The organism is Candidatus Endomicrobium procryptotermitis (assembly GCA_031279415.1).
GTDB lineage: Bacteria > Elusimicrobiota > Endomicrobiia > Endomicrobiales > Endomicrobiaceae > Endomicrobium_B > Endomicrobium_B procryptotermitis.
In genome coordinates this window covers 47,337-71,516 of record JAITIP010000035.1, presented here as the reverse complement: position 1 = coordinate 71,516, position 24,180 = coordinate 47,337, and the positions used below count along the sequence as shown (strand labels likewise).

The following is a 24,180-nucleotide window of genomic DNA, read 5'->3' as shown; positions in this document are numbered from 1 at the left end:
GCATTAAAGCGCAATTCAAGAAGCAAAGATATAGTTCTGGATGGCTTTGGCGGCAGCGGTTCTACGCTTATTTCATGTGAGCAACTCGGCCGCCATTGTCGTGTTATGGAGCTTGACCCTAAATATTGTGATGTAACTGTACATCGTTATGAGAAATATACCGGCATGAAGGCGGTTAAGTTATGAGTGATATCGGTAAAAAAAAAGACTTAAAAACCTCAAAAATTTAAAAGATAGACCGCCGGCAAAACGTAAAGAGATTGCAAAAAAAGGCGGGATTACCAGCGGCGAAGTTAGACGTGAAAAACGTTCTTTGAAAGAAATTGTGAATGTGATAATGGCTATGAAGCCTAGCGATGATGTGACCATCAAATTTGCACAAGCAATACCTGCCATATTAGATAGTCCGTCAGTAAAAACAATGGTTGTAGCAGGTATAACATTAAGAGCTATGAAAGGTGATGTTAACGCTTTTTATGCTGTTAAAGAGCTAATAGACGATGTCGAGAAGGACAGTGTAACCACAACGCAAGGTGCAAAGGTTGACTTTGACACGTTTTGCTATAACGCAGGATATTTCAAGCCGTTTCCTCAGCAGAAAGAATTTGTTGACTTTGCTTTTAGCGGCGCAACGAAACTTGTTCTTGCGTCAAGGAAATACGGTAAAACCGATTATATCACGATTTGCGGCGCGGCATATGAAATTTACAAAAATACAAAACGGACATTTCTAATAATAAGCAAAACCAGAGATAAAGCGGCGTCTATAGTTTCCGAAATAGGAAACGTCTTAAAAGCAAACGGCACAGAGCTTGCAATTGACAGCACGCGCCGGATAAAAATAAAAGGGGTTATTGGAAAGCAGGAAAACGCAAAAGCATGGTCGGTGAGAATGTCGCCGAAAATGAATCATGTTGACTTTGTAATCTGTGATGATATTGTAGATATAAAAGACCAATATTCGCAAAAAGAAAGAGAGTACATTGAAAACTATTATGACGCAATGTCAGGAATGTCGGAAAACATAATAATTTTAGGTCAGCCTGTACACGCAAAAGATTTATATTCAAAAATTGCGCCGCTTGTAAAAGTAATGATGCTGCCTTACGGTTCGATACCAGAGCTTGATAAAGCGATAAATCTTGAAGCGAAAAGAGCGGCGGGCATTTCAGAGACATTTATACAGAAGAATTACTTTTTAAAAGTTGACGAGAGCGAGACTTGCCCATTTGCAGGTATAGAAACGGTAGATTTTTATCCGAGCGAAGGGTCTTTCATGTGGATAGACGGAGCGGATACAGGTGAAGATGATACGACAATTGCATGTTACTCTGCAAATTTTGAAAACTTGATATGCGTAGGCTTTAGTTTTCGCAGGGCTTGGTATGAATGTGAAGATGCAATAAAAGCAATATGGCAAATGTTTGCAGCAAAAAAAGGCGGTTTTGAAATAAACAAATTTGGAAGGCAGCCTATAATAATTTTGAGGAAAGAAAATTTAGATTTTGTCGGAGTTAATACGACGGTAAATAAAAAAGCGAAGATACAAAACGCGGCGACATTTAAGAAAAATATAAAGCTTTCAACAAAAGTTTCCAATGGAAGTGCAAGTCTGATTGAAGCGAATAAGCGTTTTAATAAGCAGGTAAAAGAGTATGAATATATCATGAAACATGATGACGCGCCCGATAATATAGCAAGCGCGATGTTACATTTAGGCTTAATTAAAATGGAGTAATCAAAAATGGAATTAAAAAGTCTTTTTAATAAGGTATTGGGTATGGAAAGTGCAAGCGATAAATCCGTATTTGACAACCCCTTTCCTTTTGATGCGCGGATAACTGAAAAGGTTTTCATAGATTTTTGCATTGAAAACCTTTATAAAAAAATCCTTACAGATTGTTTTTCTAATTCGAGAGGCTTGCCGGAAGACGTAAAGCCTTTCTTTTGGGACACGGTAGTAAAATCTTACGGTGAAAGTAACGCGGACAAAGGATTAATTTCGTTGCTTTCAAAGGCAATGTTAAACCAAGACGACTTGCTATTGATTTATAAAAGCGGCGTTTTGCGAGTTGCGACGCCGTCAGAACAGAATGAAATTAAAGATGGTTTTAAAAACAATAGACCTTATTCCAATGGTTTTTATTTCACATTCAAAGATTATACTTTAACTGAAATTTTAAAAATGCTTTACGCATTTCAGTATGTCATATTGTCCGCTACATACAGCAATATAAATGTATCAAAAGCGATTCAATTAAAAATCCATGATTTCCGCGCTTTAATTGCCAACAATGAAAAGGAAAATCCAAAGAAACAAGGCAAGGAACTTGTTGAAGGCATGTCTGAAGGCAAACCTGTAATGTTTGACGAATTAGATTCTATTGAGCTGGCAAAAATTGATATGTCTGCGACAGAGACGGCTATAAGCTTTATAAACGGGTTGATAGCGTTTTATCTCAACTCTCCGATGTCTTATGTAAACGGAATTTTGACCAGTGGAATATCTACGACGGGTGAAAGCGATGAAATAGCAATAGAACGCTGTTTAACATCTTTCTTTTATCCGATATTTAAGCCTGTAGTTGATAAGCTGTTCAATTTAAAAATATCTTTCAAATCGAATAAATGGCGCAAATTTGCGGCTATTTCAAGTTTAATGCCGTTTGTTGAAACGTCAACATTGCTTGACGATAAAACAAAGAAAGATTTGATGGAAGAACTTTTTCAATGAGCGTTATTTTTGACCCAAAGGCATATTTAAAAAAAGTATTGCCTAAGGGATTTGAAGAGCAGAGCCTTCTATATGCCAACGATATTGAAGTAAAGAAAACGGTATTACGTTCTTTGACAGCTGCAAAGGCAATAAACGGCCGAGAAATAAAAAGCAGCATTTATAATTCGGTTAATCAATACAAAAATAAATACGAAGAGCTTTTAAATCAAGGAGCAACAAAGAGCGAGGCTTACGAAGAGGCAACAAACGGTGAAGCGCTTTTGAAGCAGCGTATTTACAGCACGTTGATTTATGACGAAGTGCAAGAGCTAAAAGAAGAACATTACGGCGAATATTATATGTGGCTGCCGTCTGATGCGCAAACGCCCGACCCGCAACATCAGCTTTTATATGGAAAAGTGTTTAAGGTAGGCGAAGGCGACAAAAACGGATTTATGCCGGGCGAGCGGTGGGGTTGTCAATGCGGCATTGATTTTATCGGAAACTATGATAAGGAAAAGATTTTGAAAAATACCGATAAGCGATTTATCGCTGATACTCAAAGGCTTTATAATGAAGCTATTAATAAAAAGAACATAGTAGATACTGTTGAATTTAGAACCGTTGAATCTGCGGAAGCGGCAAGACTTAAAAAGAATATAGGATTTGATTTAAACGGTTATAACTATGAATTGAGGCTTATTGATGTTAAACATATATTAAATAATCACGGCGATTTTGCAACGGAAAAAGCACGCAATCAAATTGCGGTTAAAGCAAGGGATTTGGCTTTAATATCAGAGATAACAAAAAATTATAACAGTGTATCAATGAAAGTAAAAAACAACGGAACAAAATCAATAAAGTATATGAAAGTCATAGGAAATGAATATTATTATGTTGAAGTCGTTGGAACTCAAAAGAAAAGGCTTCTATCAAAAACAATGTATATAAAAAAGAAGTAGCCGACATTTTGTTAAGTTGAACCTTACAATGACACACATTTAAGTGGCCTATAATTAGGCTTGCAAGTGAAATCTTAACTACACGCTGTTAAGCGATATCGGCTACAACAAAAGTATATTAGAAATTTTGCAAAAAATCAAGGAGGGAGTATGAAGAGAATGAAGTTGATGTTGCTTGCAGTAGTGATGTTTTTTCATGAAGCGTTAGATAAGTTTCATTGGCGCGTCGCAGTAAACGGAATACCTGGATTTATGACGCCTATGTGCTTGTTTGAAATGACGCCAGAAGAAAAAACAGCATTTGATGAAGCGAAAGCAAAAGCCGAAGCTGCCGAGAAAGAATTGAAAGAACTTAAAGAAAAACAAAAACTGCTGTCTGTACCACCGAATCCTAACCCGACGCTTGAAGACTTAATTGCCAAATCAAAAAAAGATTCGGAGGAACAAGCGAAGATTAAAGAAATAAACAATCAGCTTGAAAGAGCTGTTGAATTCAATTACAAAATTGAAACTTTTGCAAAGGAAAATAAAGAGATTGTCGGTGATGAAGTAATTAATATTATTGAACTTTCAAAAGGACGTAATTATGACACCGGCATAGAAAAAGCTAACGAGTTAAGAAGCGCGATTTTGAACAAATATTTTTCGGTTCAATCAAATATCGACGCATTGAGGACAGAAAGTTTTAAGAAGAAAGCCACAGAGTTTTTAGCATTGACGCAAATAAAACGCAACGAACTATCCGACGAATATTGGGAGCTTTTTGAGCTTTCTGTTGAAAATATTCGCAGAGATAAAAAACAAGCTGAGTTAGTAAAGGCTGAAAATGGAATAGAAACAAACGATTTTCAAAAAAAATACAAAGAGAAATTAGCCGAGCAGGCAAATGAATATTACTTTCCCGGCAAATTCAAAAAAGGAGCGTAAACAAAATGGCAGAAATAGCACTTGCAAAACCAGTAATCAGAGGTAACAGCGACGTAGTAGAAAATTTTAAGTTTAACGGTACTTTGGCGGAAGCGATAGTTGCGGTAGGCAAAGCCGCAAAATTAATAGACGCAGACACAGTAGGCGTTTATGACGGAACGGGAACGCCATACGGAGTTATCGGGTATGCTGAAATTGGCGGACGTGTCGGAGTGGTTAGGACGGCAGAAAAGGTCGGCGTTGTGTTAGACAGCGCGTTGACGATAGTTCCCGGTAGCGCGGTATACATTACCGATACGGGGACATTCACAAACGTTGCGACGGATAATACGGCAATTAACGCTACATTCCGCGATGTTGCGGGTGACGGAATAAACTTGAAAACAGGTATTAAGCTAACAACGGCGGCAACAGCTGTGTATATTGATTTTCCCGGAGGGTTTTAATGGGTAAAAATAAAGAGTTTAAAAACAGGCAGGCGGGACTTAAGGAAACAGAAAGCGAAGAGAATTCGACGCCGCCCGAAGTGACGGTGCCGCAAACGCCGGCAAAAAAGCAGCTTAAGAAATTCGGTAAGTTTAAAAAGGGACATCGTCCCAATTAAAAGAGAGGCAAAACCTCAAGGGAGCTAAAGAAATGGCTACAGACAAGATATACACGGAGCAAGAGATAATAGAAATCAATAACGCCTTTACGCCGCAATACAGGCCTTTTTACATGTTGCTGAAAGCGGGAAAAGTTTACAATGAAAAGCCCGGAGCGATAACGTTTAAAGAAAGAGGCATTTTGGGAGATAAAAAAGCGGCGGACGTTTTGGCACAGGATACGGAGATAAAACATATAGCAGTCGGTGAGAAGCCAGAAAAGAAATACTTAAAAATTCTCAAAGGCGCGGAATATGCAGTCAGCACGTTTCAGGATAACAGCAACGCGCAAAAGGTAGATAATGAGATTTTGGACGAGTACAATAAACAGCTTGACAGTGAAGCGTTTACAGGTGAAGGAACTTCAAATGCAACGGTGAAAAATAATGGACTCTTTTATTCAAAAGACCCAGATTTTGTTGATAAAGGCGCGGCGGCAGCGTTTCCAACGACATTTGCAGACAGAAAAGCGTTTATTAAAAACCTTGCAAAAGAAAGCGCGGATGGTTCGGGAGGCGGGCTTAAAAGAATAGTGCTGCTTGGTTCAAAGCTGCCTGCGATATTTGGCGATGTTATAGGTTCAGGAACGGCGACATTTGCAGACCTTTTGATGTCGGGCAGATTATCTGGTGAGCCGCCGATTGAGGTAGTTGTTCCGCCTGCTGAAATCAATACGACGCTAGGAAACGTGGACGCAATATTGGTTATCGATTATGAAAACGTCCTCTTAAATCACGGGCTTTTGCCACAGGTTTATCAAAGAGGAACTGAAGCCAGAAAGAATTTGACATGGACGCAATACTTCTTTAATTCCGTAATGATTGAAGTTGCAAAGAAAGCCGCGTTGATAAAACAGCTATTGACAATATAAGGAGTTTAAAAATGAGAGAAGAGCTTGATAATATATTGCTATGGATTAATGAGGCAACTTTGACAGATGACGAATGGACGAAAGTTCAGGCGTTTCTTGATGGCAAAGCCCCCGTTACAGTCAAAGATAAATATCAAGCTCTTTTTCTTGTTTTAAAAAACCGTTCTGGCGAAGGCGATGCAACGATAAAATTAAAAGCGTATTTTGTTTCGAAAGGCTTTATTGAAATAGACGATCCGAAGATGATTTTTAACAATATAAGTATCGGCGTGGTGCTGGAATGAAAACAAAGTCCGATGGTCTTCAATTTGAAACGAATAATTGGGCAGAAATACTTGCAAAGGAATATTCTAAATATGAATGGGAAGTCGGCATAATAGAAGACATCTTGGAGTCAGAGCCAAAATATGGGGAATTTAAACAGTTTCACGGCGGCAAAGCCTTACAAAAAGGCAGACAGAGCGAAGAAAGCGTAAGCGAAATAGCGAAAAAATTGGATGTGATTTTTAATTGGCTTTTATCGCCGTGGCGAAATAACGGGCGCAATGCAAACAATTTTGACGTTTTAAAATGCTTATATCAATATGCGCATTATCTTGTAAAACCCGAGAAGCAAAACGCTTTGAGAAATGCGGTTCAGGCTGTTGTTTGTAAGCCGATACTTCGCGGAGATTACGGCGACAATTCAGAAGCAACGGCAGAAAAGAAAGGATTTAACCGACTTATGATAGCCACAGGTACATTCTTTAAGAGCATAAAAGCCATTATTAAACGCAAGGGAAAATAAAATGTGGCATAAAGAAATAGAGTGCGATTTGAAAGACATTTTCGGAGTTCCGAAAGTTTTGTTTGGAACGCCGATTTTTAGCAAGGAACAAGACGTTTTATTCTGTGAAGTTTCAAGCTCTAAAAACGTAATTAAGCAAGGTAAAGCGAGCGCAAGGGTTGAGGGTAAAATCTCAATAATTGGGCTGATTGATAAGAACAAAAGCGGTTTTTTATCAAAAAAAATCCAGCTTGCGCCGATTACGCTGACTAATAAATTTGTATTTTCGCGAGAAGAAACACCTGTTACTATGAATTACCAAGAGCGATTTAATGTTTACTTGATGGAATTCTTATATTTTTACAAAGAAAAATATAATCCTGTGACAAAGAAAATCACTGAAATATCAAAGTGGATTATTAAAATCATAAATAAAATAAGAGGACAATCGTCCTCGAAGGAGTATTGATAAATGGCTGATACATTACTTGATTATGCTTTTACGGTAAACCCTATTGTGCCGCTGCCGGCAGCGAGTGCGGCATATATTAAACAGGCTTTATCTATTGTTAAGCCTAAGGACGGCGTAGCGGAAGCGGTTGTATTATGTACTTCTAAAGCGCAGGTGCAAGCGTTAACGGATAACGCCGATGTATTGGAGTTATTTAACGCAGGAATGAATGCTGTTTATGTTTTGCCTATTGCAGATATTGCCGACGCAGAAGCATTGATTGAAGCAAGTAAAAACAAGTATTTCACAGTTTTAGTTTCGCGCGATTTTAATCAGGGTGAAATCGGCAGTCTTAATGTCGGGACTTTCAAAGGAATTGTTGCCTATTCATTTGATGACGAACAGCTTGCCAAAGCTTTTGCGACAGCTTCAAGGCGCTGTGGTTTTTACGGGCTACTGTCAAACGGCGCAAAGAATATGTTTTATGCTTTCGGTAAGTTTTTATCTTCGACGTCTTGGCGAAACCAGCAATATATTGAAATGCCGTATGACGACGCAATAAGCGACGTTGAAACTGCAAAAGCGTATTTTAATGACGGCGTAAGTTTTGTGTTAAATTCTGAACAGTATGGAAAGCGGTTAGCTTTTTTTGCCGCCGGTAAGCAAGCTATAACTGCGCCATATATTTATGAAAATCTGACGCTTGACGCGCAAAGCGCAGCAGTATCATATATTGCATTGAATAATCCTGATTACACAATTACCGAAGCCTCTTTGATTGAAGATGAAGTGCAGCAGGTTTTAAACCGCAAATATGTAAGTACAGGGCTTGTCGTAAGCGCAAATGTAAGTATAGAGCTTATAAATGATAATTGGCGTGCTGCGGGAGTTATTGCAGTTCCGTCGCCAAAAGCTCTCTGGGGTATTGATGTTGATTTAATACAAGGGGAGGCTCAATAATGATTTTCAGAATAAATAATTGCGATTTTGGTTTTAAATACAATGGCCAATCGTATGACTTTGAACACTGCGACGGAATGACGATAGAAGACGGCCAGCAAAAAACTCTTCAGCGCGGGATTAATTCCAAAAATAAAACAGGTATTCCAATTCTTGAAGGCGGCAGTACTGCGGATGTTATAACTATTCCGATTATGAACGTGCCGACAGCTATAATAAATCTTTTAAACAGGCTATATGAAACCGAAGAGAGGATAACAGGTTATGTCATAGACAGAAAAACCGGCGACGCGCGTTTTATCAACAATGCTTTGATTTCAAAGAGAGTCCGCCAGCTTTCCATATCCGAAAACCGTGACGACTTAAACATTCAGCTTACGCTGCAAAGTTTTGACGTTGACGACAAACTAAAAGAAGAGGCAGCATAATGATAAATCTAAAGGTTTTAGCGCTTGAAGGGCTGAAGAGCCTGCGCGCATTTAACAGTTTTCACACGCTGTTACTTGGTTATAAAATGCTTCCTGCAAATATGAATAAAAATTATGAAAAATTTCTTGAAGAGTTTGATGCCGCTTGTGAAGAGGATAAAGAGAAAATATTAAGAGAAGCGGCGGCGCTTGTGCCGATAGAACAAGATGAGGTTGACGCTATAACTTGTTTTTGCTGTGATGTCAATGGCATTCCTTTAACAAAGATTAATACGGCAAAAATGAAGCCTGACCAATTAATAGACGTTATTGTTGCTGTGTGTTTAGAGCTTTCAAAAATAAAACTTTATTCGATTTCCGAAGACGTAAAAAAAAACTAAATAATTTTAGCGTGGACTTAATGGCAGAAGCGTACAAAACAAAGCATTTCATGCTTGAAGATTTAATAAACTTAGCGTTTTATGGTGAGGTTTACAAAGATGAGTTCTTACATTTTAAAAGTTCAGCCAATGCTTGATACTTCAAAATTAAAGCAAATGGAAACGCGTTTAACGCAGCGCTTTTCAAATGTTGCCCGCAAATTCGGACGCGGACTGCAAGGCGCTATTCGTTTTGGTCTTACTGGCGGAGCTATCGGAGTGTCATTTGCCATGCTTTCAAATGCTATCCTTAATCCGCTTCGGGAAGCTGACGAAAAAATCAACACAATTCTTGCAAAAGCAGGCGATATTAAAACACGAGCCACGCAGTTTGGTACTGATGAAGCGCAATATTTTGCTTTTCAGTCTGTGGCAATGGCTAAGGGAGTTGAAGAGGGCGACCTTATAAATATAATGACGCGTCTTCAAACGATGATAGGCGAAGCAAGACTCGGCAAAGAGAATATTTTGAGCGCTTACAAAAATGAAACTGATATGGTTAAGGTTTTTGTTGAGATTTCAAAAGTCTTAGCTGGCATGGAAGCTACGGAAAGAGGAAAACTTGAAGCTCAAATATTCGGACAAAGAGCCGTAGGAAAACTTGAAAGCTTTATTACTTCGGATATTGAAAAAACTGCGCAACAGATAACAGTAGGACGTTCTGAGACAAAAGTAGCTCAGGAGCTTAAACGGCAAGCTGTGCTACAAGAAGCGCAGAGCTTGAAAGCTACGCAAAGGTCTTACGAAGAACAATTGGATACAGGCAGAAAATTTAATGAAGGAACCATAGAAAGCCAAGCTGAAGCGAAAGAATTGGAAAATAGACGAGTTGCTGCTAATGTTGCTATATACAATCATCTCTCAAAGCTAAATAATAAATTACAAGAGTATCAAATACAGATTGCAGAGGGAATTGCTGAGCTAATGGATAAAGAAAAACGAAAGCAAGCCGTACAGGCTGGAATAGATATGGCTATAAGTCCAAAGGCAATACTCGATGAAACAAAAAAAATAAATACAGAAATGGCGAACATGTCTGTAAATTTACAGAATGTTGTAAAGGAAAATCGTTCAACAGAATTATTAAATAATTTCAATACTAAAATTACGGAACTTATCATTGCTATAAAGGAAAAATTTTAATGTTAACTGGATTATATCCTGTTTTGGTTTTGCAGAAAGTTATAGACAAAAAAATCAGAGGCAGTTTTTCTGACGGCAGAATTACAAGTACTTCCATAATAGAAACTTCTTTAAGTAAGCCAATGCCGATTTATATTGATGAGATTTTGACGGGAATATATTTAATTTCCGAAAATAGAAAAGCTGAATTTGCAAATGATACAACAGTTGATAATGAAACAGGTGAAATAAAAATAAAGCAGAAGGGATTGACTAATGATGTTAACCTTGTATTCGGCGCGAGCAGAAACAGCATCGGAATGAATATATTATTACCTCTTATTGATGTAGCTTTTGAGAATGCGGCAATAGATAAATATGTAATGTCTTACTTTAACGGCAATACAATTTTATTTCGCGCAAAAATAAAACACTTTTCAGCCGAAGGAAATAATACCGACAATGGGATAAAAATAAATATATCGCTTTCAAAGGAAGACAAAATCGCAGAGAAAAAACAGGAAATGCTAGACAGATTTGACGGTGACAGTATTAAACCTGATTTCTATTCAAGGGCATAAAAATGTGGCAATGGTATAGAATTTTTAACTTAAACGATTTTGACGCTTTGAGCGTTCCTGATTACACATTTAGCATTGAGCTTGAAGGCAAAGGTTTTCAAACTTTCAGAATTATTAAAGGTTTATTATACAGTGTTATCGTCGATGGGATATTTTTGACGCCATTTTTAAACGGACGAAACGGATTTGAGAAAGATAACAAATCCGCGTACATAGATGAGGACAATAATTTGTGGGTGGGTTATGCGCCTGAAACTTGAGAACGGATTTTACAGATTTTATCCTTATTATGTGAAAGAACTTGAATTATTAAAAGCTGAAGGTTTTGATGTCGTTCCGTGTAAAGATTTTTTTACATTTCCTTTTTTAGCAACGCTTAAAAATTACAGTATAGAAGGACAAAATTATCACGACTTGACAGCGAAGATAACTTATAGTGGCCGCATTGAAGAATTGTTTTTAAAGAATAATTTTGTTTACGATTTGGAAAGTAAAACTTTGAAAAATATAAATGCAGTTAGTTTGACTATAAATGAGACGATTTCAGATTTTATTTACTTTGATAAATTACCGCAAGCTGGCGGCTTCATGCGAAATAAAAAACGGCTTAAAAGTTTTAGCGGCCGCTGGCTTTTGTTTGGCAGCGCAATAATAGTGGCAGACACGGTGGAATATTATGAAAATACTTAATGCCACGGCGGAAAATGGCGAAGTTTCAGCAGATGCGGGTAAAGTGCCTAACGCGCAGATATTAAGCGCAGGAAAGGCTAAAAGTGCGGGAATTTTGCTTATTAGCGAAGAGGATAAGATTTATATTGCTATTGCGATTGACAGTATGGGAAAGATTATTGATTCATTGATTAGTATGACTGACACAATAGCAAATGGGCAGTGGACAGGCTCCGGCACTGTTGCGCCTAGCCCTGCGCTTGTAACTCAATTAGGGCAACTGAAAACAGAGCTTAACCAGCTGAAAGAGAATCTGCAATGATAGATATTACGGGATTATCAAATGGAGTACAATTCGCGGATACGGTTGTTTATAAAGCCGAGAACATCTTACGCATTCAAACAGACTATTTGTTATATGAGCAGGATTTCGGCATCGATATTAATTACTTTTTAAATGCCGGCTTTGAAATTGCTATGGAAGTTTTCGAGAATTACGCACAGCAAAGATTAGCTGAGTATGGCATTAGTGTTATTGAAGTAAAAAAGCAATTTGAAGATTTTAGAAATAGAGTGGAAATGAAGCTTTTAGACACAAACGAGCAAACGCAAATGATAGGGGGTTGACATGGCTTTTACAGATAATTCTTTCACACCGGCAACATTTGACGAGTTATTACAAATAGTCGTTAAACAATGGAACACTGAATTTAATACAAATTACGACGTTGAAACTTTTAAAGGCACGAACGCTTACAGATTCGCTTATGTTTTTATCCAAACGCAGATAGAGCAGCAGGCAACAATCGCTGAAATCTATGCAAGATTACAAGTCTATTTTGAAAATATAAATGCACGTATAAATAACCCTAAGACGACAAATAACGGCATTATAGAGGCTATGCGCGATAAGGGATACATTGGCAGTGTTCGGGAGAATACGCAGGCACAGGCTGGCAGTTTGGCTGTGGCGGTCGTTGTAGATACGCAAGCCGATAATTATGAAACTAAGAAATCCGAAATCTTAAACATCATAAAAGATAATTCTGTTGCGGGATTATTTTACGACGGGACTGAAAGCGGAGATTTGCAGCTGACGAATGGGCAGTCTATAACTTTTGCTTTCACTCCTTCGGAAAATATACCTACGCTGCTGCGTATAACAATTACTTATGCCAAAGGCTCAAAGTATGCGCGTATATCCGATGACGAAGTAAAAGAGAAATTATTGTTCAACTTAGCAGCGCTTTATAATCTTGGAAATGATTTTATGCCGGAACGTTATTTCGAAATAAATAGAGATGCCCCATATGCGGCAGACATTCTGCTTGAATATTCAAACTCTAAAACAAACAATGTTTTTACAAGTGCGGTTTACACGTCGGCTTTTACAGAACTTTTTACATTTGACCCTGCAAATATACAGGTAACGCAGCATGAATGAGTTTGAATTTCAGTTATTCAGAAAAGAGAAAGACGATATTTCCAATTATAAGATATGGAAGGCTTGTAATGACTACACACTTGCGAATCTGAGAACTTATTTTGAAAATGCTTATAGCTCGCAAGGGCTTGGCGAAATAATTTACGACGGTCAATATATTGAGATTTCAAAGGCTATAAGAAGAGATATATTTCTTCAAAGTTTTGACACAATTATGCAGAGCCTTGATAAGACTGGAACCTTTGAGATGTTAATAACAATTATTAAAGCTATATTCGGTGCTGACGCAGGGATTACTTTCAATATGACATCGCCCGGAGTTTTAGAAATAGATATAGAACAGCATTCAAGCGACGTGTCAAATTGGATTGCAAAAGACGGTGAAAATATTATAACAATAGATGGCGACAATCTGATTTTTCAAATTTTTATTAATCAAATTTATATAGACGAAGTAATTAATTTATTTAATCAGTTCTTAAAGCCGGCGGGAATAGTCTATTTTATGAATATTACTTATGTATAAAAGGAGCGTATTATGGCAGATGAAACAATATCAGGATTACCGGAAGCGCCATCAGCGGCAGATGAACAAGTTTTTCCTGTCGAGGATGGAATATCGACAAAAAAAATGACATTGGCAAAACTTGGAGCGTTTTTGGGAAACAAATTTAACAATGCTTATGCTCCCAAGAAGGCAGATGCTGGCTCATGGATAATGAATAACGGCATTTGGGTATCGGGATATAATAAGGCTGAAATTGATAACTTACTAAATAACAAATTTACTTACAGAGCAATGCCTGCAAACACTAACCCAACAACGCTTGCCGACGGAGCGTATAGATGGACGTGGAACTCCGGAGGTACGGGAATGCCTTTTACGTTATCTGGAAACCAAAGAGAATGCTCTTGTATAGTTATTAACGGAAGCCGTACTCTTTCTATTCGTTCAGATACAGACCTAGTATTAGAATTTTACTACAGCAGTAATAAGTGGATGAACCGTGGCACCCCATTTGGCACATTTTCTCCGAACATAAACGTAACATTAAGTACGACTGAAGATTCAACTCTTTTTCCCACTCTTCCGGAAGACCATGCTTATTATTTTTTAAATTTAAGGTTATCTTACAACAACTCTAATTCTACAAATTGTACATACATATTTATGTCCGGTGGTTTTATATATACTTATTCTTTGCGTTCTGATGGCAGTTCTAGTGGAACGATATACGATTCACTGCAACTTATGTGTGGTGGTGGGTATGTTGATGTAATATTAAACTCTGGACAACGAAAAGCAGTCAATATTGTAGGTTATGATTCATTGTATTTTCGAAAACAACAGTAAGAGCGTGTAAAAAATAAATTTCAAGGAGCAAAAGAATGATTTTAAAAATCAAACAAGGATTGTTGGTGAGGGATTTTGGGGTGTTAAATCAGGTAGAGGGCGAGCAGGAAAAAGTATTGACAATAACAAACTTGACGTCTGGCAATATAACAATCAGAGCGTCTGATGGCGGTGGGTATTGGGAAGTATGCAAATTTGAAGACGGCAGCGATATGGTTTTTACGTCTGAAAGTGGGAGTTTTATTGCTCGTCTGCCTGTAATAAATTATCTAATCAAAGCCGAAGGTTCTGAAGACGTAAATCCAGACGTAGTAATAACATTATCATAGGGGATTATATGGCAATAAAAGCGTTAAAAGGGATAAAAGAAAATGGCAGTGGTGGGCTTTCGAAGAAATATCTTGAAGAGAATTATTTGACAATGCAGGAGACATATAATTCTTTTGCCTCGACCTATTATGAAGCTATTGGAGCGCCGTCTGAGGAAATTACAAATATTAAAGATTTAGCTGTAGGTGAAAATTTGACAGGCGCAATTATTGATGTAAGTCAATATGTAATCGGGAGTGTATTTCAGGGTACAAGAATAGAGCCTGATTTATTATATAACAAAATTATCGTGGGAACTCCAAATGCCGATGGTCATTATCTCCAGTTAAAATTGAGAGGATATAACAGCGCTAATACTTCGAATAGTACTATTTTTACAATATCTCTGGATTTAGAACATATGTCGCCTACTAATGAAATTATTAATTCGATTGAATTGCTTAATTGTATCTTTGGAGTTAGTTGGAATAGTTCCAGCTATGTAATATTTACTACCTCTGTGATTAATCAAAAGAAAAATACACAGATTATGAAGCTGGACAATATAGATTTTGGGATAATAACACAAATTATATTGACGAACCCTGGCTATCTCAGTGTTGCATTTGACGGTACTAATTTCTATTTATCGCCGACTGTGCCTGAAGAGCTTGTTAATTTACCTTATCTGCGCTCAAAAATCGGCTATGAAGTGGCAGCGGAAATAACGTTGGGAGAAGCTGGAGATTATACTAGTGATGAGTTGTGGCTGCGGGCTGATGCAGTTGTGCGTAATATTGAAGGCGTTATTGACAATGGAACTATTGTCAAACCGATTGCTGCTGCAGATTTGTCTTTTAATCCGTCAACAAAAATTATCACAGTCCATACTGATGAGGATTTAACAGGATACAGTGCAAGAGTAAGAGTTATTTATGACGTGTAATATTGGAGGTTTAGAAGTTTGACAGAGGCAGAGGCAACGACAAAGATAACGGCAACGGCAAAGACGAAATACCCCGTCAGAGAGCTTTGCTCTCAGCCACCCCTTTTTCTAAAAGGGGAATTAGCGGCGGCTACAAGCGGAAGCCTAGCAAGAAGGCAAGTTAGAAAAGGGGAATTGCCTTAGCAGCCGGCAGATTAGAACGACTACTACAACTACGACGGCTGCGGCAACTACGGCTACTACAACAGCTACAACGACTACGGCAGCTCAGCGGCAGAGATAACGCTGAATAAGAGAGGAAATAGCTATGACCGATGAAGAAATGAAAGAATGTTTGCTTGAGATTAAGGGAGATGTAAAGTATATCAAAGAAAAAATAGAAGACCATGATAATACGCTTTATGGGAATGGCAAAGAGGGGCTAAAGACAAGAACAGAGAGGCTTGAATCAAGAGTAAGCGCATTTATGTGGATAGGCACAATTGTAGGTGGAGCGGTTATTTTGGCGGCAGTTGATTTTTTTATAGGACTTTTTAGAGGAGTGAAAATATGAAAATCTTAGAGATGTTTGAATGCGATGACACAAATGACAAGCGAATAAGTTTTGGAAGGGTATGGACGGCAATAATGTTGTTAATAGCGTCAGGGTTGGCTTTTTATAGTGTTGAAAGGTTTGACAATGAGCATGCTAACTATCAAATATTTATAGCGTTGGCAATAATTGCTTTTATAGCGATTATACCGTATTTAATAACAAAATGGACGATGGTAAAAGAGATAATTGCGGTTGCAAGGGGAAAGAATGAATGATTTCAAAACTTTTCTGCTTATTTTTTTCATTGGCATTATTTTCGGCGCCGCTATGTGCGGAGGAGCTATCTACACTTTTTCAAATGCAGGCGGACAAATTGAACGAGATACGCAACGACTTGAAGTTCGTACACAACAGCAACTTGGAATTGTGCAGCGAGAACTCGACGCTCAAAGAATCGCTGAATCAGCAGACATTAGAGCGAGAGAAAGCACACAGCGAATTTCAGAACTTACAGATGCTATTTACGCAGGAGCAGACAGCGCATTCCGCCACATTGACGAGCTGGAAGAAATCAACCACAAAATACAAGACTGCGTTATGCGTAGCTCTGGGAGTAATAGCGGTAATGGCGATTGAAAGAAATTTGTAAATCTATCGGTATTGATAGATATTGATAGAAGCAATGGTGGCAGTAACCAATTAATCGGCAATTAACAATAAATTTCAGTTTTAATTTTTAATAATTTTGAAATTTCTGTAAGCCTGTTATCACAGCTAAGAATAGAAACATTATCGTTGCCATGTATAAGTTGAAGTTCTAAAGCCATTGCAATTATTAATATATCAAAAGTTGAGAGCTTCCCCTTTTTAGGCATACTGTGCGGCGTAGTGTGTTCTACAGGAAAGACTTTATCGCAGTTTAAATTATGGTAACGATGTAAATCGTAAGGATATATAACAAGTCTATCATGTATAAGAAATTTAAATATGCTACAAAGTTCTTTATATTTTTTTTCATTTATACGTTTCTCTGCATAATGCCATTTTGCAAAAGTATTAAAAACTTCAGCAATACAAAATTGAGGCATATAATAAAAATAACTTTCAAATACAGCTCTTTGAATTATATTATGAGATATACGAGCATTTGCGCTTATATACTCAATAAAGCGACAAAAAGCGGAAGCGTCTAAAAGGTAATAGTGTTTAGAAGCAACAGATTTATTTTCCATATTTTGCTTTTAGGTATTCTTTTGATGGAGAGAATCCGGCTTCCTTAAATATTTCCCTAGCTCTATCAACAGCCTTGGCAGCCTTTATATATTTTTTTGGCACTTTTACACCAAGCTCTTTGGCTTTTGATTTTAAGGCTTCTAGTTCGGTCATTTTAGTTTCCTTTTACTTGGGATACTTGATTTGTTTTGCAAAAGTATTATAACCAAGTTTAAAGCAAAATTCAATCAAAAAGTAGTAAAAATGAAGATTAATGATATAAACAGGGGGGCAAATGAACGAAAAAAGAATGAAGGAATATCTTGAGGCGGCCAAGTCGATATCCGAAACAACAGGCTTTGACTGGCTTATTCTTTTGACGCATGCATACCATGAGAGCGGCGGGTTTGATAGAGTTATCGGTTTAAATAACTTTTGGGGAATAAAAACACCTACGAAAAGCAATTGGACAGGATTATCAAAAACGGTATTAACGACAGAATATGAACAAGTAATTGAAGGAGAAAGCCTTAATGCAGCAGTAGAGCGGACCCAAAAGAAATATGGTCGGCTTGTTGAAAAAGTTGACAGGTCTTTGACTTATAAGGATAAGTGGAAAATATCGATTAAGCAGAATTTTAGAGACTGGGAGACAAGTGAAGAAGCGGTGAAGTGGTATGTTGATTTTATCAAAAATAATTATCCAGAGGCTTTTAGCTTTCGAACGGACTATCAAAATTATTTTAAAAGGCTTGTTGACGGTAAGCTGAAGTATGCCACTGACCCGATTTATGCAAAGAAGTGTGAGGATTTGTACATTGCTTTAAAACGGCGGGTTTAAAAGATTGAAAAATCAAGCAAAATGAGTGATCGCCTATCACTTTAACGGCAGGTATCCGAATGACGCCAAAGCAGCAATACAAAATCTTTTGGAATAAGTTTATTTATTTTTTTAACTTTTTTAATCTGGCACGGTGGGAACTGAGGGACAAAGGAATTTGCGCTAAAGCCGATGATAAAAAGTGTGCCGAAAATGGCGGCGCTTTAGTTTTATGTGATATTGAGCAGAGAACCTGCACGGTTAGCTTTTTTCCGCTGAAAAATATCAAAAATAAAAAGGAAAAGACTGAAGAGCTGGAAGCTCTGGCATTTCATGAAGCGTTACATGTTTTGCTTATGCCGCTAGGCCGCAACATAGCGTTTCAGCACGAAATTATAAATGTACTTGTCGCTTACCATAGAATATATTGTAAAAAAAACAGTGTCTAAGAGACTATTAAGAGAAATAAGTTTCAATTCTCAAAATCTCCGACGCTGATTGAAAATGAAGCACGGAAGGAGAGGGATTTGAACCCCCGATAGAGTTTCCCCTATACTAGTTTTCAAGACTAGCGCCTTAAACCGCTCGGCCATCCTTCCTTTGTTAAGAGTTAATTATCTCATAATATGCCGCTAAAAATTATGCAGCCTATAAAGTATATAATTATTTTTAATTGTATTCAATAACGGTTCTGTTGTGGACCGCAGTTGAGGATTTTTGTTTGTCGTTAATATTGGTTGGGCGACGGCAAAAGGTTTAAAAATTAAACCATTTTTCGAAAACTGATAATTGGTCTTTTAAAATTTCTTTATTTTCGTCTCTTTTTAGATATACTTTAAAAACAGGTTCTCCGTTTTCTCCGAGAAATACCCAGCTGCACGAACGCCTGCCGAACAAATTTTCCGATATTACGCCAATATTTGTTATTTTATCGGTATTTAAATGTCCTGAAAGAGCCGCACGTCCTAGATTATAGTATCCGTGAGATTCACATACGGGCAGAAAAATTGACGTGATTTCAAAAATTGAACCGCCGTGCTCTATGAGAATCAATAATTCTCCGAGTGAAGGAAGTTCTTCAATCAGCTTTTTTACAAACTCTTTTCCCAGCAGTCGCACATATTTGCCAGTCTCTAAAACTTTTATTACGTCAAGTTCAGATACGTTATGCTCTTTACTTATGGCTCTTATTGTTTTTTTATTTTCGCAAAAATCTGTTAAATATTCATGCATTTTGTTTCTCCGTTTAAAATCCATAAAATGTCGGTTCGTTTGCGAGAAAAATATGCCGCAAACGAACCGTACGTTTTTAAACTTATTGTTCTGGTTTAAAAATTAAATCCGCAGCTTAACACGACGTGAAGTCCGGGTTCGTAAAAGTCTGGCGACGAATCGGCTTTTATATATTTTTTATCCGCGATATTATTTATGTCCACAGTGACAAAATAAGCATTTTTCTGCAATCCTAACTGTAAATTGTAAATATTCCAGCCATCATCTTTTGTAATATCGCCCGTGGTAGATTCGGTTTCCGCTTCCGCAGCCCAGACCGTTTTTATATCAGAAAATAAGACAAAACCAGCAATGGTATATTGCCAGCGCACTCCGAGTGAACCGTGAAAAGGAGACGAGCCGGTCTTGTTAGTTTTAGATATCGCGCTTCCCGGAGCGTTCCAATATGTGCGATTTAAATATCCGGCGCTTACATAAGGAGTGAACGAACATATATCGTATCCCGCGTACAATTCCAAGCCGTAAGTTTCGGCTTCGTTTATGTTTTGCGGCTGCATTGTCATAGGTCCCGTTTGTTTCCACGCTATATAATTTTTAGCTTTTGTATAAAAAACTGAAGCGTCCAAATTTAATTTTCCAAGAGTTATAATCGTTCCTATGTCAAAATTATTTGATTCTTCTGGCTCTAAATCTGGATTTATAATAAGCGCAGTCGAACCCATCATCGTCTCATATATGGAAGGAGTTTTGAAACCTTGTGAAAACTGTGAACGCAGGCTTATCTCTTCATTTAAAGCGTAAACCGCACCTATACTTCCGATGAGTCTGTCAAGATTTTTGCTTTTTGAGCCGGAGCTGGAATGATACCAAGACTGTCTTAAGCCTAAAGTAACGACCAAAGGTTCGATTATATTCCATTCGTCCTGCAAGTATAAAGACGCGTCCCAGAGTCCTGCGTCTGTTTTAACTTTGGTCGAAAGCTGCGTGTTTTCGAAATCGTCATCGTTATATTGTCCTCCGACGATTACATAATGATTTCCAAACACCCAATCTGTCTGAGGAGTAATCGTTATGCCTTCAGTTTTTCTATGAAAGCTTGACGTATATCTTCTTATATCCTGCTGAGCGCCGCTTAAAGTCAATTTTGCAAAGTTATCGGTAATGTTCTTTAGCACGAAATTAACATCGTAGGACTGTCTTTTGAAATCCATCTGAACTACAGAAGGAGGATTTCCCATGCCGCTGCGTGATTTTATGTCATTGTCATGGCGCTGCACGCCAAATGAAATTTCGCCTTTGTCCCATGCGTATCCTAATTTTCCTGTATAGTTTTCTCTTTTATAGTCCGTGCCTACAAGTTTCCCCTCAGGCGTATCTCGAAGGTCGGATACTACAGAATCAAAACCGCCGTTATAGAAAAAGCCCTGATAACTTCCAGAAAAGCCTAAGAAAAAGTCATAGCGTTTTGACGACGAATCAAAAATTGCGCGTTGTGTAAAGCTTAAAGGCTTGTCAGCGCCTTTTTTTGTTATGATATTTATGACTCCTCCGATGGCGTCTGAGCCGTAAAGCACGGAAGAAGGTCCTTTTATTACTTCTATCCTTTCAATATCCGATGGAGAAATCATTATGGGCAGCGCTCCGGTAGTGGGTGCATGTTCGTTTTGTCTGATACCGTCTATGATTACCAAAGTGCGTTTGCTGGCTTCGCCTCTGATTTTTACTTTTAACACTCCTGCCGCTCCGTTGTCTTCAAGAGTTATGCCAGGAATTCTCGCGATAAGTTCCGCTACTGATGAAACCGGAGTTTTTTTGATGTCTTCCGCCGTTATTATGGTTACAGTCATGGGGATTTCTTTAAGACTGCGTTCGGTTCTTGTAGCAGTAACGACAAGCGCTTTTGTTTTTTTGATTTCGTCGCCTTCCGCATCAGTCTGTGCGGACTGCGAATTAACGCCGGTCAAACTTAAATTTATGTCATTGTCGGTTTTGGCTGGTTCGGCAATAACCTCATCCTGTGATTGCAAACCGTTTTCACTAGGCGTGCCGTCTTGAGCATAAATATTTACATTCATAAAAATTGCAATAAATAAAACAAAAATTTTCTTCATAATCTTCTCCTTTTAATTATTTAATATAGTTGAAAGCTGTCCATTGTGTGCTTTTGCACATTTTCATCTATCCAAAAAAATATTTATCATGAAGCCACCTCTCTTTACGCAAATTTATTTTTTACTTACCTTTATTTATCGGAATTTATTTCGGAATCCGTCATCATTAGACTTCCCTTGCCATTATCCATCTTCTCTTTAGCACTGCACCGCGTCAAGATTTAGTTGGTAATAATTTTTTGCGTATTCGTTGACGGCGTCCGAATGCGAGACTATTACATACGTGGAATCAGGCAGTTCGTTCTGCATCAATTCGATTAAGAATTTTTCCGATTCATAATCTAGCGCGTTTGTGCTTTCATCCATAAATATCCATTCGGGCTTGTTAAAAAGAATTCTTGCAACTACAAGCCTTTGCTGTTCTCCTCCGGAAAGCTGTGACATATCGTATTGCATAAGCCTTTTTTCCACATCTTTGTATGGAAAATTAACTTTTTGCAAAATTTCTTTTATTTCGGGAATTTTATCTTCAGAAAGTTTGTTGGGATAACTTACCGCATGCGCTAGACCTCCAAGCGGAAAGTACGCTTTTTGTGGAAGAAACATTGATTTGTTCTCCGGAACAGTCACTGTTCCAGTATAATTATGATGAAGACCAGCAAAAGTTTTAAACAACGTGGATTTTCCTTTTCCAGAACAACCTTTTACTAATACCGTATCTCCTTTGGAAATATTGGCATCATCTATGGAAAAAAGCAATTTGTTTTCTGGCGAGTATAAAGCTAAACTTTTAACTCCGAGAGCGTTTCTGCGTTTTGAAAGCTGTTTGTAATCGTATTTAAAACTTTCGGCGGCGTTGAGAAAAGAATCAAAACGTACGCTTGAAGCTGCAAGCGATGCCAAATCGCGATAAGAAAATATAAACCACGAAAGGCTTGTTGCGACGTTTTGAAATGCGGAACTCATCTGCATCATTGAACCTAAAGTCACTTTTCCAAACAGATATGCAGGAAGTGCAAGAAAAACCGGAATACGTAAAATTGTCGCCATATAAGGTCTGGTAAAACAGCCTAAAATAAAATCTCTTTTAATCAGCTTTCTCCAGTTTTTGATTATTTTCAAAAACCGTTCGTCCATTATTTCTCTTTCGACTTTTTCTCCGGATTGCAGCGCCACTGCTTCTTTAGATTCTCTAAAACGCGTAAGCGAAAAACGAAAATCGGCTTCGCGCCGTTTTTGTTCCACATTGATTTTTATAAGCGGCACACCTAAAAGATGCGTTACTATTGACGATATTGCGACATAAATTGGAGCAGCCCACACCATATAATGCGGAATCGTTATATGCATACCGAACAGAGTAAAAGAAAGAGCATAAGAAGCGATATTCCATAAAACTACCGTATATGTTACAAGCCCTATGCACCTGTTTAACAATTCCTGTGTAGTACCGGTAAGATGTTCTATAAACGTTTTGCAGTCTTCGGCTATACGCTGGTCGGGATTGTCCAGTTCAGATTTGTCGGACGAGCTTAAATACCAATAGTTTTTATCTTTAAGCCACATGTTAAGCGCTTTTTCAGTGAGAACTTTCCGCCATCTGATCTGCAGAAGTTTTTGAAGATATTGAGAAACAAGATAAATAAGCGAACTTATCGCCACAAGCAACGCAAACAGTTTTACCTGATGAAACGCCGCCTGTGTATCATATTTTTCCAAAGCGTTATAAAAATGTTTGTTCCAGTTTATAAGTTCAAGCGACACTTTGATTCCTACGATATTTAAAGCGAAAACTGCCGCGTAAAATATTATTCCGATTTTACCTTCTGTAGTAGATAAACAAATTTTGATAAGCCTGAAAATACTTCGTACAACTTTCATTTTTTATTTCTCTCTGCAGGTTTTTCGACTTTGTCTATTCTGTAAATTCCATCGGCAATATTTTCGATTTCTTTTAATTCGAACTCTTCTTTTTCCGATGGAAGAAGTATCGCAATGTCGTTTACTGAAAGCGACTTTAACTGGTACGGTGTGCCATACCCGTATTCAAGATGCCCTTTCCCAATAATCCCTATCATAAGATAATCGTCTCCAAACTTATCTAAAGCTTTTTTTATATTGCAGGCAAATGCCCTGTCCCATGTCTGCTGTGCTCTTATAAAACGTTCTTCCACTTCTCTGCCAGTAATTTTTGATAAATATTTTTTGTACTCTTCAAGAGGTGGCGCCGAAGGCGTAAGCCCGTCGCGCTCGTTTTCCGCAATTGCTGTCCAACCTTCTTTTCCGACTCTGGTTACAAGTTCTCTGTAACAGTTAAGAGCAATCATAGGTACGCAGTTCTGTCGGCAGAAATGAAAAAGCGGGAGATATATTTCGGGAGGAAAACCCCACACTTTTTCCCATTCACAAAGTCTAAGAAATTCGTCCGTTTCGAGTTCTCCTGCAACCCAGTTGTCAAGAACGCTTTGAAGTCTTACTGGAAACATTTCAAACCCCATAAGTATTTTCGGCCGAAAAGCGTGTAGATAAATTGCCGTGTGAAGCTGCCAGCGGTGAATCTCAGCAATGTCATGGCGTTCTCCCAAAAGAACAACCTGCTTTTTTGAGATATCTTCCATAAATTTAGCCCTGTCTAACTCGCGACCTTCAAAAGGTTCTATCCATGTATTGCGCTTGTGCTTCATAATTTACGTCTCC

General features: G+C 37.9%; 36 protein-coding genes and 1 tRNA gene. 30 read left to right on the top strand and 7 right to left on the bottom strand.

Annotated elements, in window-relative coordinates:
* The 28 genes from LBD46_06655 to LBD46_06520 all read left to right on the top strand — a co-directional run.
* On the top strand, nucleotides 1-186 hold a 186-nt coding region (locus tag LBD46_06655), incomplete at its 5' end, for a hypothetical protein (GenBank protein ID MDR2426837.1).
* Nucleotides 187-337: 151 nt separating this feature from the next.
* Nucleotides 338-1,738 (top strand): hypothetical protein, encoded by a 1,401-nt coding sequence (locus tag LBD46_06650; protein MDR2426836.1) that lies wholly within the window; start codon nucleotides 338-340, stop codon nucleotides 1,736-1,738.
* 6 nt (nucleotides 1,739-1,744) lie between these two features.
* Entirely contained in the window at nucleotides 1,745-2,734 is a 990-nt protein-coding gene (locus tag LBD46_06645) for a hypothetical protein (protein ID MDR2426835.1), read from the top strand.
* Complete coding sequence (locus LBD46_06640; GenBank protein ID MDR2426834.1) at nucleotides 2,731-3,681, top strand: hypothetical protein; 951 nt, start codon at nucleotides 2,731-2,733, stop codon at nucleotides 3,679-3,681. The genes LBD46_06645 and LBD46_06640 overlap by 4 nt, the downstream gene beginning before the upstream one ends.
* Nucleotides 3,682-3,831: 150 nt before the next feature.
* Entirely contained in the window at nucleotides 3,832-4,608 is a 777-nt protein-coding gene (locus tag LBD46_06635) for a hypothetical protein (GenBank protein MDR2426833.1), read from the top strand.
* Between the two features lie 5 nt (nucleotides 4,609-4,613).
* Nucleotides 4,614-5,054, top strand: coding sequence for a hypothetical protein (locus LBD46_06630; GenBank protein MDR2426832.1), 441 nt, complete (start codon nucleotides 4,614-4,616; stop codon nucleotides 5,052-5,054).
* Nucleotides 5,054-5,212 carry a hypothetical protein gene (locus LBD46_06625; protein ID MDR2426831.1) on the top strand — a complete coding sequence of 53 codons (159 nt, stop codon included), beginning with the start codon at nucleotides 5,054-5,056 and terminating at the stop codon, nucleotides 5,210-5,212. Before LBD46_06630 ends, LBD46_06625 begins: the two co-directional genes overlap by 1 nt.
* A 32-nt stretch (nucleotides 5,213-5,244) precedes the next feature.
* The gene (locus LBD46_06620) at nucleotides 5,245-6,123 is read left to right on the top strand and encodes a hypothetical protein (protein ID MDR2426830.1); all 879 of its coding nucleotides are present in this window, start codon (nucleotides 5,245-5,247) and stop codon (nucleotides 6,121-6,123) included.
* A gap of 11 nt (nucleotides 6,124-6,134) precedes the next feature.
* Nucleotides 6,135-6,407, top strand: coding sequence for a hypothetical protein (locus LBD46_06615; GenBank protein MDR2426829.1), 273 nt, complete (start codon nucleotides 6,135-6,137; stop codon nucleotides 6,405-6,407).
* Nucleotides 6,404-6,910, top strand: coding sequence for a hypothetical protein (locus LBD46_06610; GenBank protein MDR2426828.1), 507 nt, complete (start codon nucleotides 6,404-6,406; stop codon nucleotides 6,908-6,910). Before LBD46_06615 ends, LBD46_06610 begins: the two co-directional genes overlap by 4 nt.
* Nucleotide 6,911: 1 nt before the next feature.
* Nucleotides 6,912-7,358: a hypothetical protein gene (locus tag LBD46_06605; protein ID MDR2426827.1), complete on the top strand. Its 447-nt coding sequence runs from the start codon at nucleotides 6,912-6,914 to the stop codon at nucleotides 7,356-7,358.
* 3 nt (nucleotides 7,359-7,361) lie between these two features.
* Nucleotides 7,362-8,300 carry a hypothetical protein gene (locus tag LBD46_06600; GenBank protein ID MDR2426826.1) on the top strand — a complete coding sequence of 313 codons (939 nt, stop codon included), beginning with the start codon at nucleotides 7,362-7,364 and terminating at the stop codon, nucleotides 8,298-8,300.
* Nucleotides 8,300-8,728, top strand: a complete 429-nt coding sequence (locus tag LBD46_06595) for a hypothetical protein (GenBank protein ID MDR2426825.1) — start codon at nucleotides 8,300-8,302, stop codon at nucleotides 8,726-8,728. Before LBD46_06600 ends, LBD46_06595 begins: the two co-directional genes overlap by 1 nt.
* Nucleotides 8,728-9,108, top strand: a complete 381-nt coding sequence (locus LBD46_06590; protein MDR2426824.1) for a hypothetical protein — start codon at nucleotides 8,728-8,730, stop codon at nucleotides 9,106-9,108. Before LBD46_06595 ends, LBD46_06590 begins: the two co-directional genes overlap by 1 nt.
* Before the next feature lie 99 nt (nucleotides 9,109-9,207).
* Nucleotides 9,208-10,290 (top strand): hypothetical protein, encoded by a 1,083-nt coding sequence (locus LBD46_06585; protein MDR2426823.1) that lies wholly within the window; start codon nucleotides 9,208-9,210, stop codon nucleotides 10,288-10,290.
* On the top strand, nucleotides 10,290-10,850 hold the full coding sequence (locus LBD46_06580; GenBank protein ID MDR2426822.1) for a hypothetical protein: 561 nt from the start codon (nucleotides 10,290-10,292) through the stop codon (nucleotides 10,848-10,850). Before LBD46_06585 ends, LBD46_06580 begins: the two co-directional genes overlap by 1 nt.
* Before the next feature lie 2 nt (nucleotides 10,851-10,852).
* Nucleotides 10,853-11,110, top strand: a complete 258-nt coding sequence (locus tag LBD46_06575) for a hypothetical protein (GenBank protein MDR2426821.1) — start codon at nucleotides 10,853-10,855, stop codon at nucleotides 11,108-11,110.
* Entirely contained in the window at nucleotides 11,094-11,540 is a 447-nt protein-coding gene (locus LBD46_06570) for a hypothetical protein (GenBank protein ID MDR2426820.1), read from the top strand. Before LBD46_06575 ends, LBD46_06570 begins: the two co-directional genes overlap by 17 nt.
* Entirely contained in the window at nucleotides 11,527-11,841 is a 315-nt protein-coding gene (locus LBD46_06565; protein MDR2426819.1) for a hypothetical protein, read from the top strand. The genes LBD46_06570 and LBD46_06565 overlap by 14 nt, the downstream gene beginning before the upstream one ends.
* On the top strand, nucleotides 11,838-12,146 hold the full coding sequence (locus tag LBD46_06560) for a hypothetical protein (GenBank protein ID MDR2426818.1): 309 nt from the start codon (nucleotides 11,838-11,840) through the stop codon (nucleotides 12,144-12,146). The genes LBD46_06565 and LBD46_06560 overlap by 4 nt, the downstream gene beginning before the upstream one ends.
* Nucleotide 12,147: 1 nt before the next feature.
* A complete protein-coding gene (locus tag LBD46_06555; GenBank protein ID MDR2426817.1) occupies nucleotides 12,148-12,963 on the top strand; it encodes a hypothetical protein in 816 nt (271 codons plus the stop codon).
* Nucleotides 12,956-13,489 (top strand): hypothetical protein, encoded by a 534-nt coding sequence (locus LBD46_06550; GenBank protein MDR2426816.1) that lies wholly within the window; start codon nucleotides 12,956-12,958, stop codon nucleotides 13,487-13,489. The genes LBD46_06555 and LBD46_06550 overlap by 8 nt, the downstream gene beginning before the upstream one ends.
* A gap of 12 nt (nucleotides 13,490-13,501) precedes the next feature.
* Nucleotides 13,502-14,317: a hypothetical protein gene (locus LBD46_06545; GenBank protein MDR2426815.1), complete on the top strand. Its 816-nt coding sequence runs from the start codon at nucleotides 13,502-13,504 to the stop codon at nucleotides 14,315-14,317.
* Nucleotides 14,318-14,352: 35 nt separating this feature from the next.
* Entirely contained in the window at nucleotides 14,353-14,646 is a 294-nt protein-coding gene (locus LBD46_06540) for a hypothetical protein (protein ID MDR2426814.1), read from the top strand.
* Between the two features lie 8 nt (nucleotides 14,647-14,654).
* On the top strand, nucleotides 14,655-15,572 hold the full coding sequence (locus LBD46_06535; protein MDR2426813.1) for a hypothetical protein: 918 nt from the start codon (nucleotides 14,655-14,657) through the stop codon (nucleotides 15,570-15,572).
* A gap of 307 nt (nucleotides 15,573-15,879) precedes the next feature.
* Nucleotides 15,880-16,125, top strand: a complete 246-nt coding sequence (locus LBD46_06530; GenBank protein ID MDR2426812.1) for a hypothetical protein — start codon at nucleotides 15,880-15,882, stop codon at nucleotides 16,123-16,125.
* Nucleotides 16,122-16,382 carry a hypothetical protein gene (locus tag LBD46_06525; GenBank protein MDR2426811.1) on the top strand — a complete coding sequence of 87 codons (261 nt, stop codon included), beginning with the start codon at nucleotides 16,122-16,124 and terminating at the stop codon, nucleotides 16,380-16,382. Before LBD46_06530 ends, LBD46_06525 begins: the two co-directional genes overlap by 4 nt.
* On the top strand, nucleotides 16,375-16,743 hold the full coding sequence (locus LBD46_06520) for a hypothetical protein (GenBank protein MDR2426810.1): 369 nt from the start codon (nucleotides 16,375-16,377) through the stop codon (nucleotides 16,741-16,743). Before LBD46_06525 ends, LBD46_06520 begins: the two co-directional genes overlap by 8 nt.
* Nucleotides 16,744-16,817: 74 nt before the next feature.
* On the opposite strand, the gene LBD46_06515 is transcribed toward LBD46_06520, so the two are convergent.
* Both LBD46_06515 and LBD46_06510 read right to left on the bottom strand, forming a co-directional pair.
* Nucleotides 16,818-17,339: a PIN domain-containing protein gene (locus LBD46_06515; GenBank protein ID MDR2426809.1), complete on the bottom strand. Its 522-nt coding sequence runs from the start codon at nucleotides 17,337-17,339 to the stop codon at nucleotides 16,818-16,820.
* Nucleotides 17,329-17,493: a hypothetical protein gene (locus tag LBD46_06510; protein ID MDR2426808.1), complete on the bottom strand. Its 165-nt coding sequence runs from the start codon at nucleotides 17,491-17,493 to the stop codon at nucleotides 17,329-17,331. Before LBD46_06510 ends, LBD46_06515 begins: the two co-directional genes overlap by 11 nt.
* A 121-nt stretch (nucleotides 17,494-17,614) precedes the next feature.
* Here LBD46_06510 and LBD46_06505 point away from each other — a divergent pair, with 121 nt between their 5' ends.
* On the top strand, nucleotides 17,615-18,160 hold the full coding sequence (locus LBD46_06505) for a glucosaminidase domain-containing protein (protein ID MDR2426807.1): 546 nt from the start codon (nucleotides 17,615-17,617) through the stop codon (nucleotides 18,158-18,160).
* Nucleotides 18,161-18,219: 59 nt separating this feature from the next.
* Nucleotides 18,220-18,588, top strand: coding sequence for a hypothetical protein (locus LBD46_06500; protein ID MDR2426806.1), 369 nt, complete (start codon nucleotides 18,220-18,222; stop codon nucleotides 18,586-18,588).
* A 63-nt stretch (nucleotides 18,589-18,651) separates the two neighbouring features.
* On the opposite strand, the gene LBD46_06495 is transcribed toward LBD46_06500, so the two are convergent.
* From LBD46_06495 to LBD46_06475, 5 genes are all read right to left on the bottom strand, one after another.
* A tRNA-Ser gene (locus LBD46_06495) sits at nucleotides 18,652-18,738 on the bottom strand.
* Between the two features lie 157 nt (nucleotides 18,739-18,895).
* On the bottom strand, nucleotides 18,896-19,372 hold the full coding sequence (locus LBD46_06490; GenBank protein ID MDR2426805.1) for a hypothetical protein: 477 nt from the start codon (nucleotides 19,370-19,372) through the stop codon (nucleotides 18,896-18,898).
* Nucleotides 19,373-19,467: 95 nt separating this feature from the next.
* Complete coding sequence (locus tag LBD46_06485) at nucleotides 19,468-21,483, bottom strand: TonB-dependent receptor (GenBank protein ID MDR2426804.1); 2,016 nt, start codon at nucleotides 21,481-21,483, stop codon at nucleotides 19,468-19,470.
* Nucleotides 21,484-21,681: 198 nt separating this feature from the next.
* Nucleotides 21,682-23,364: an ABC transporter ATP-binding protein/permease gene (locus LBD46_06480; protein MDR2426803.1), complete on the bottom strand. Its 1,683-nt coding sequence runs from the start codon at nucleotides 23,362-23,364 to the stop codon at nucleotides 21,682-21,684.
* Entirely contained in the window at nucleotides 23,361-24,167 is an 807-nt protein-coding gene (locus LBD46_06475; GenBank protein ID MDR2426802.1) for a ChaN family lipoprotein, read from the bottom strand. Before LBD46_06475 ends, LBD46_06480 begins: the two co-directional genes overlap by 4 nt.
* Nucleotides 24,168-24,180: the final 13 nt, after the last annotated feature.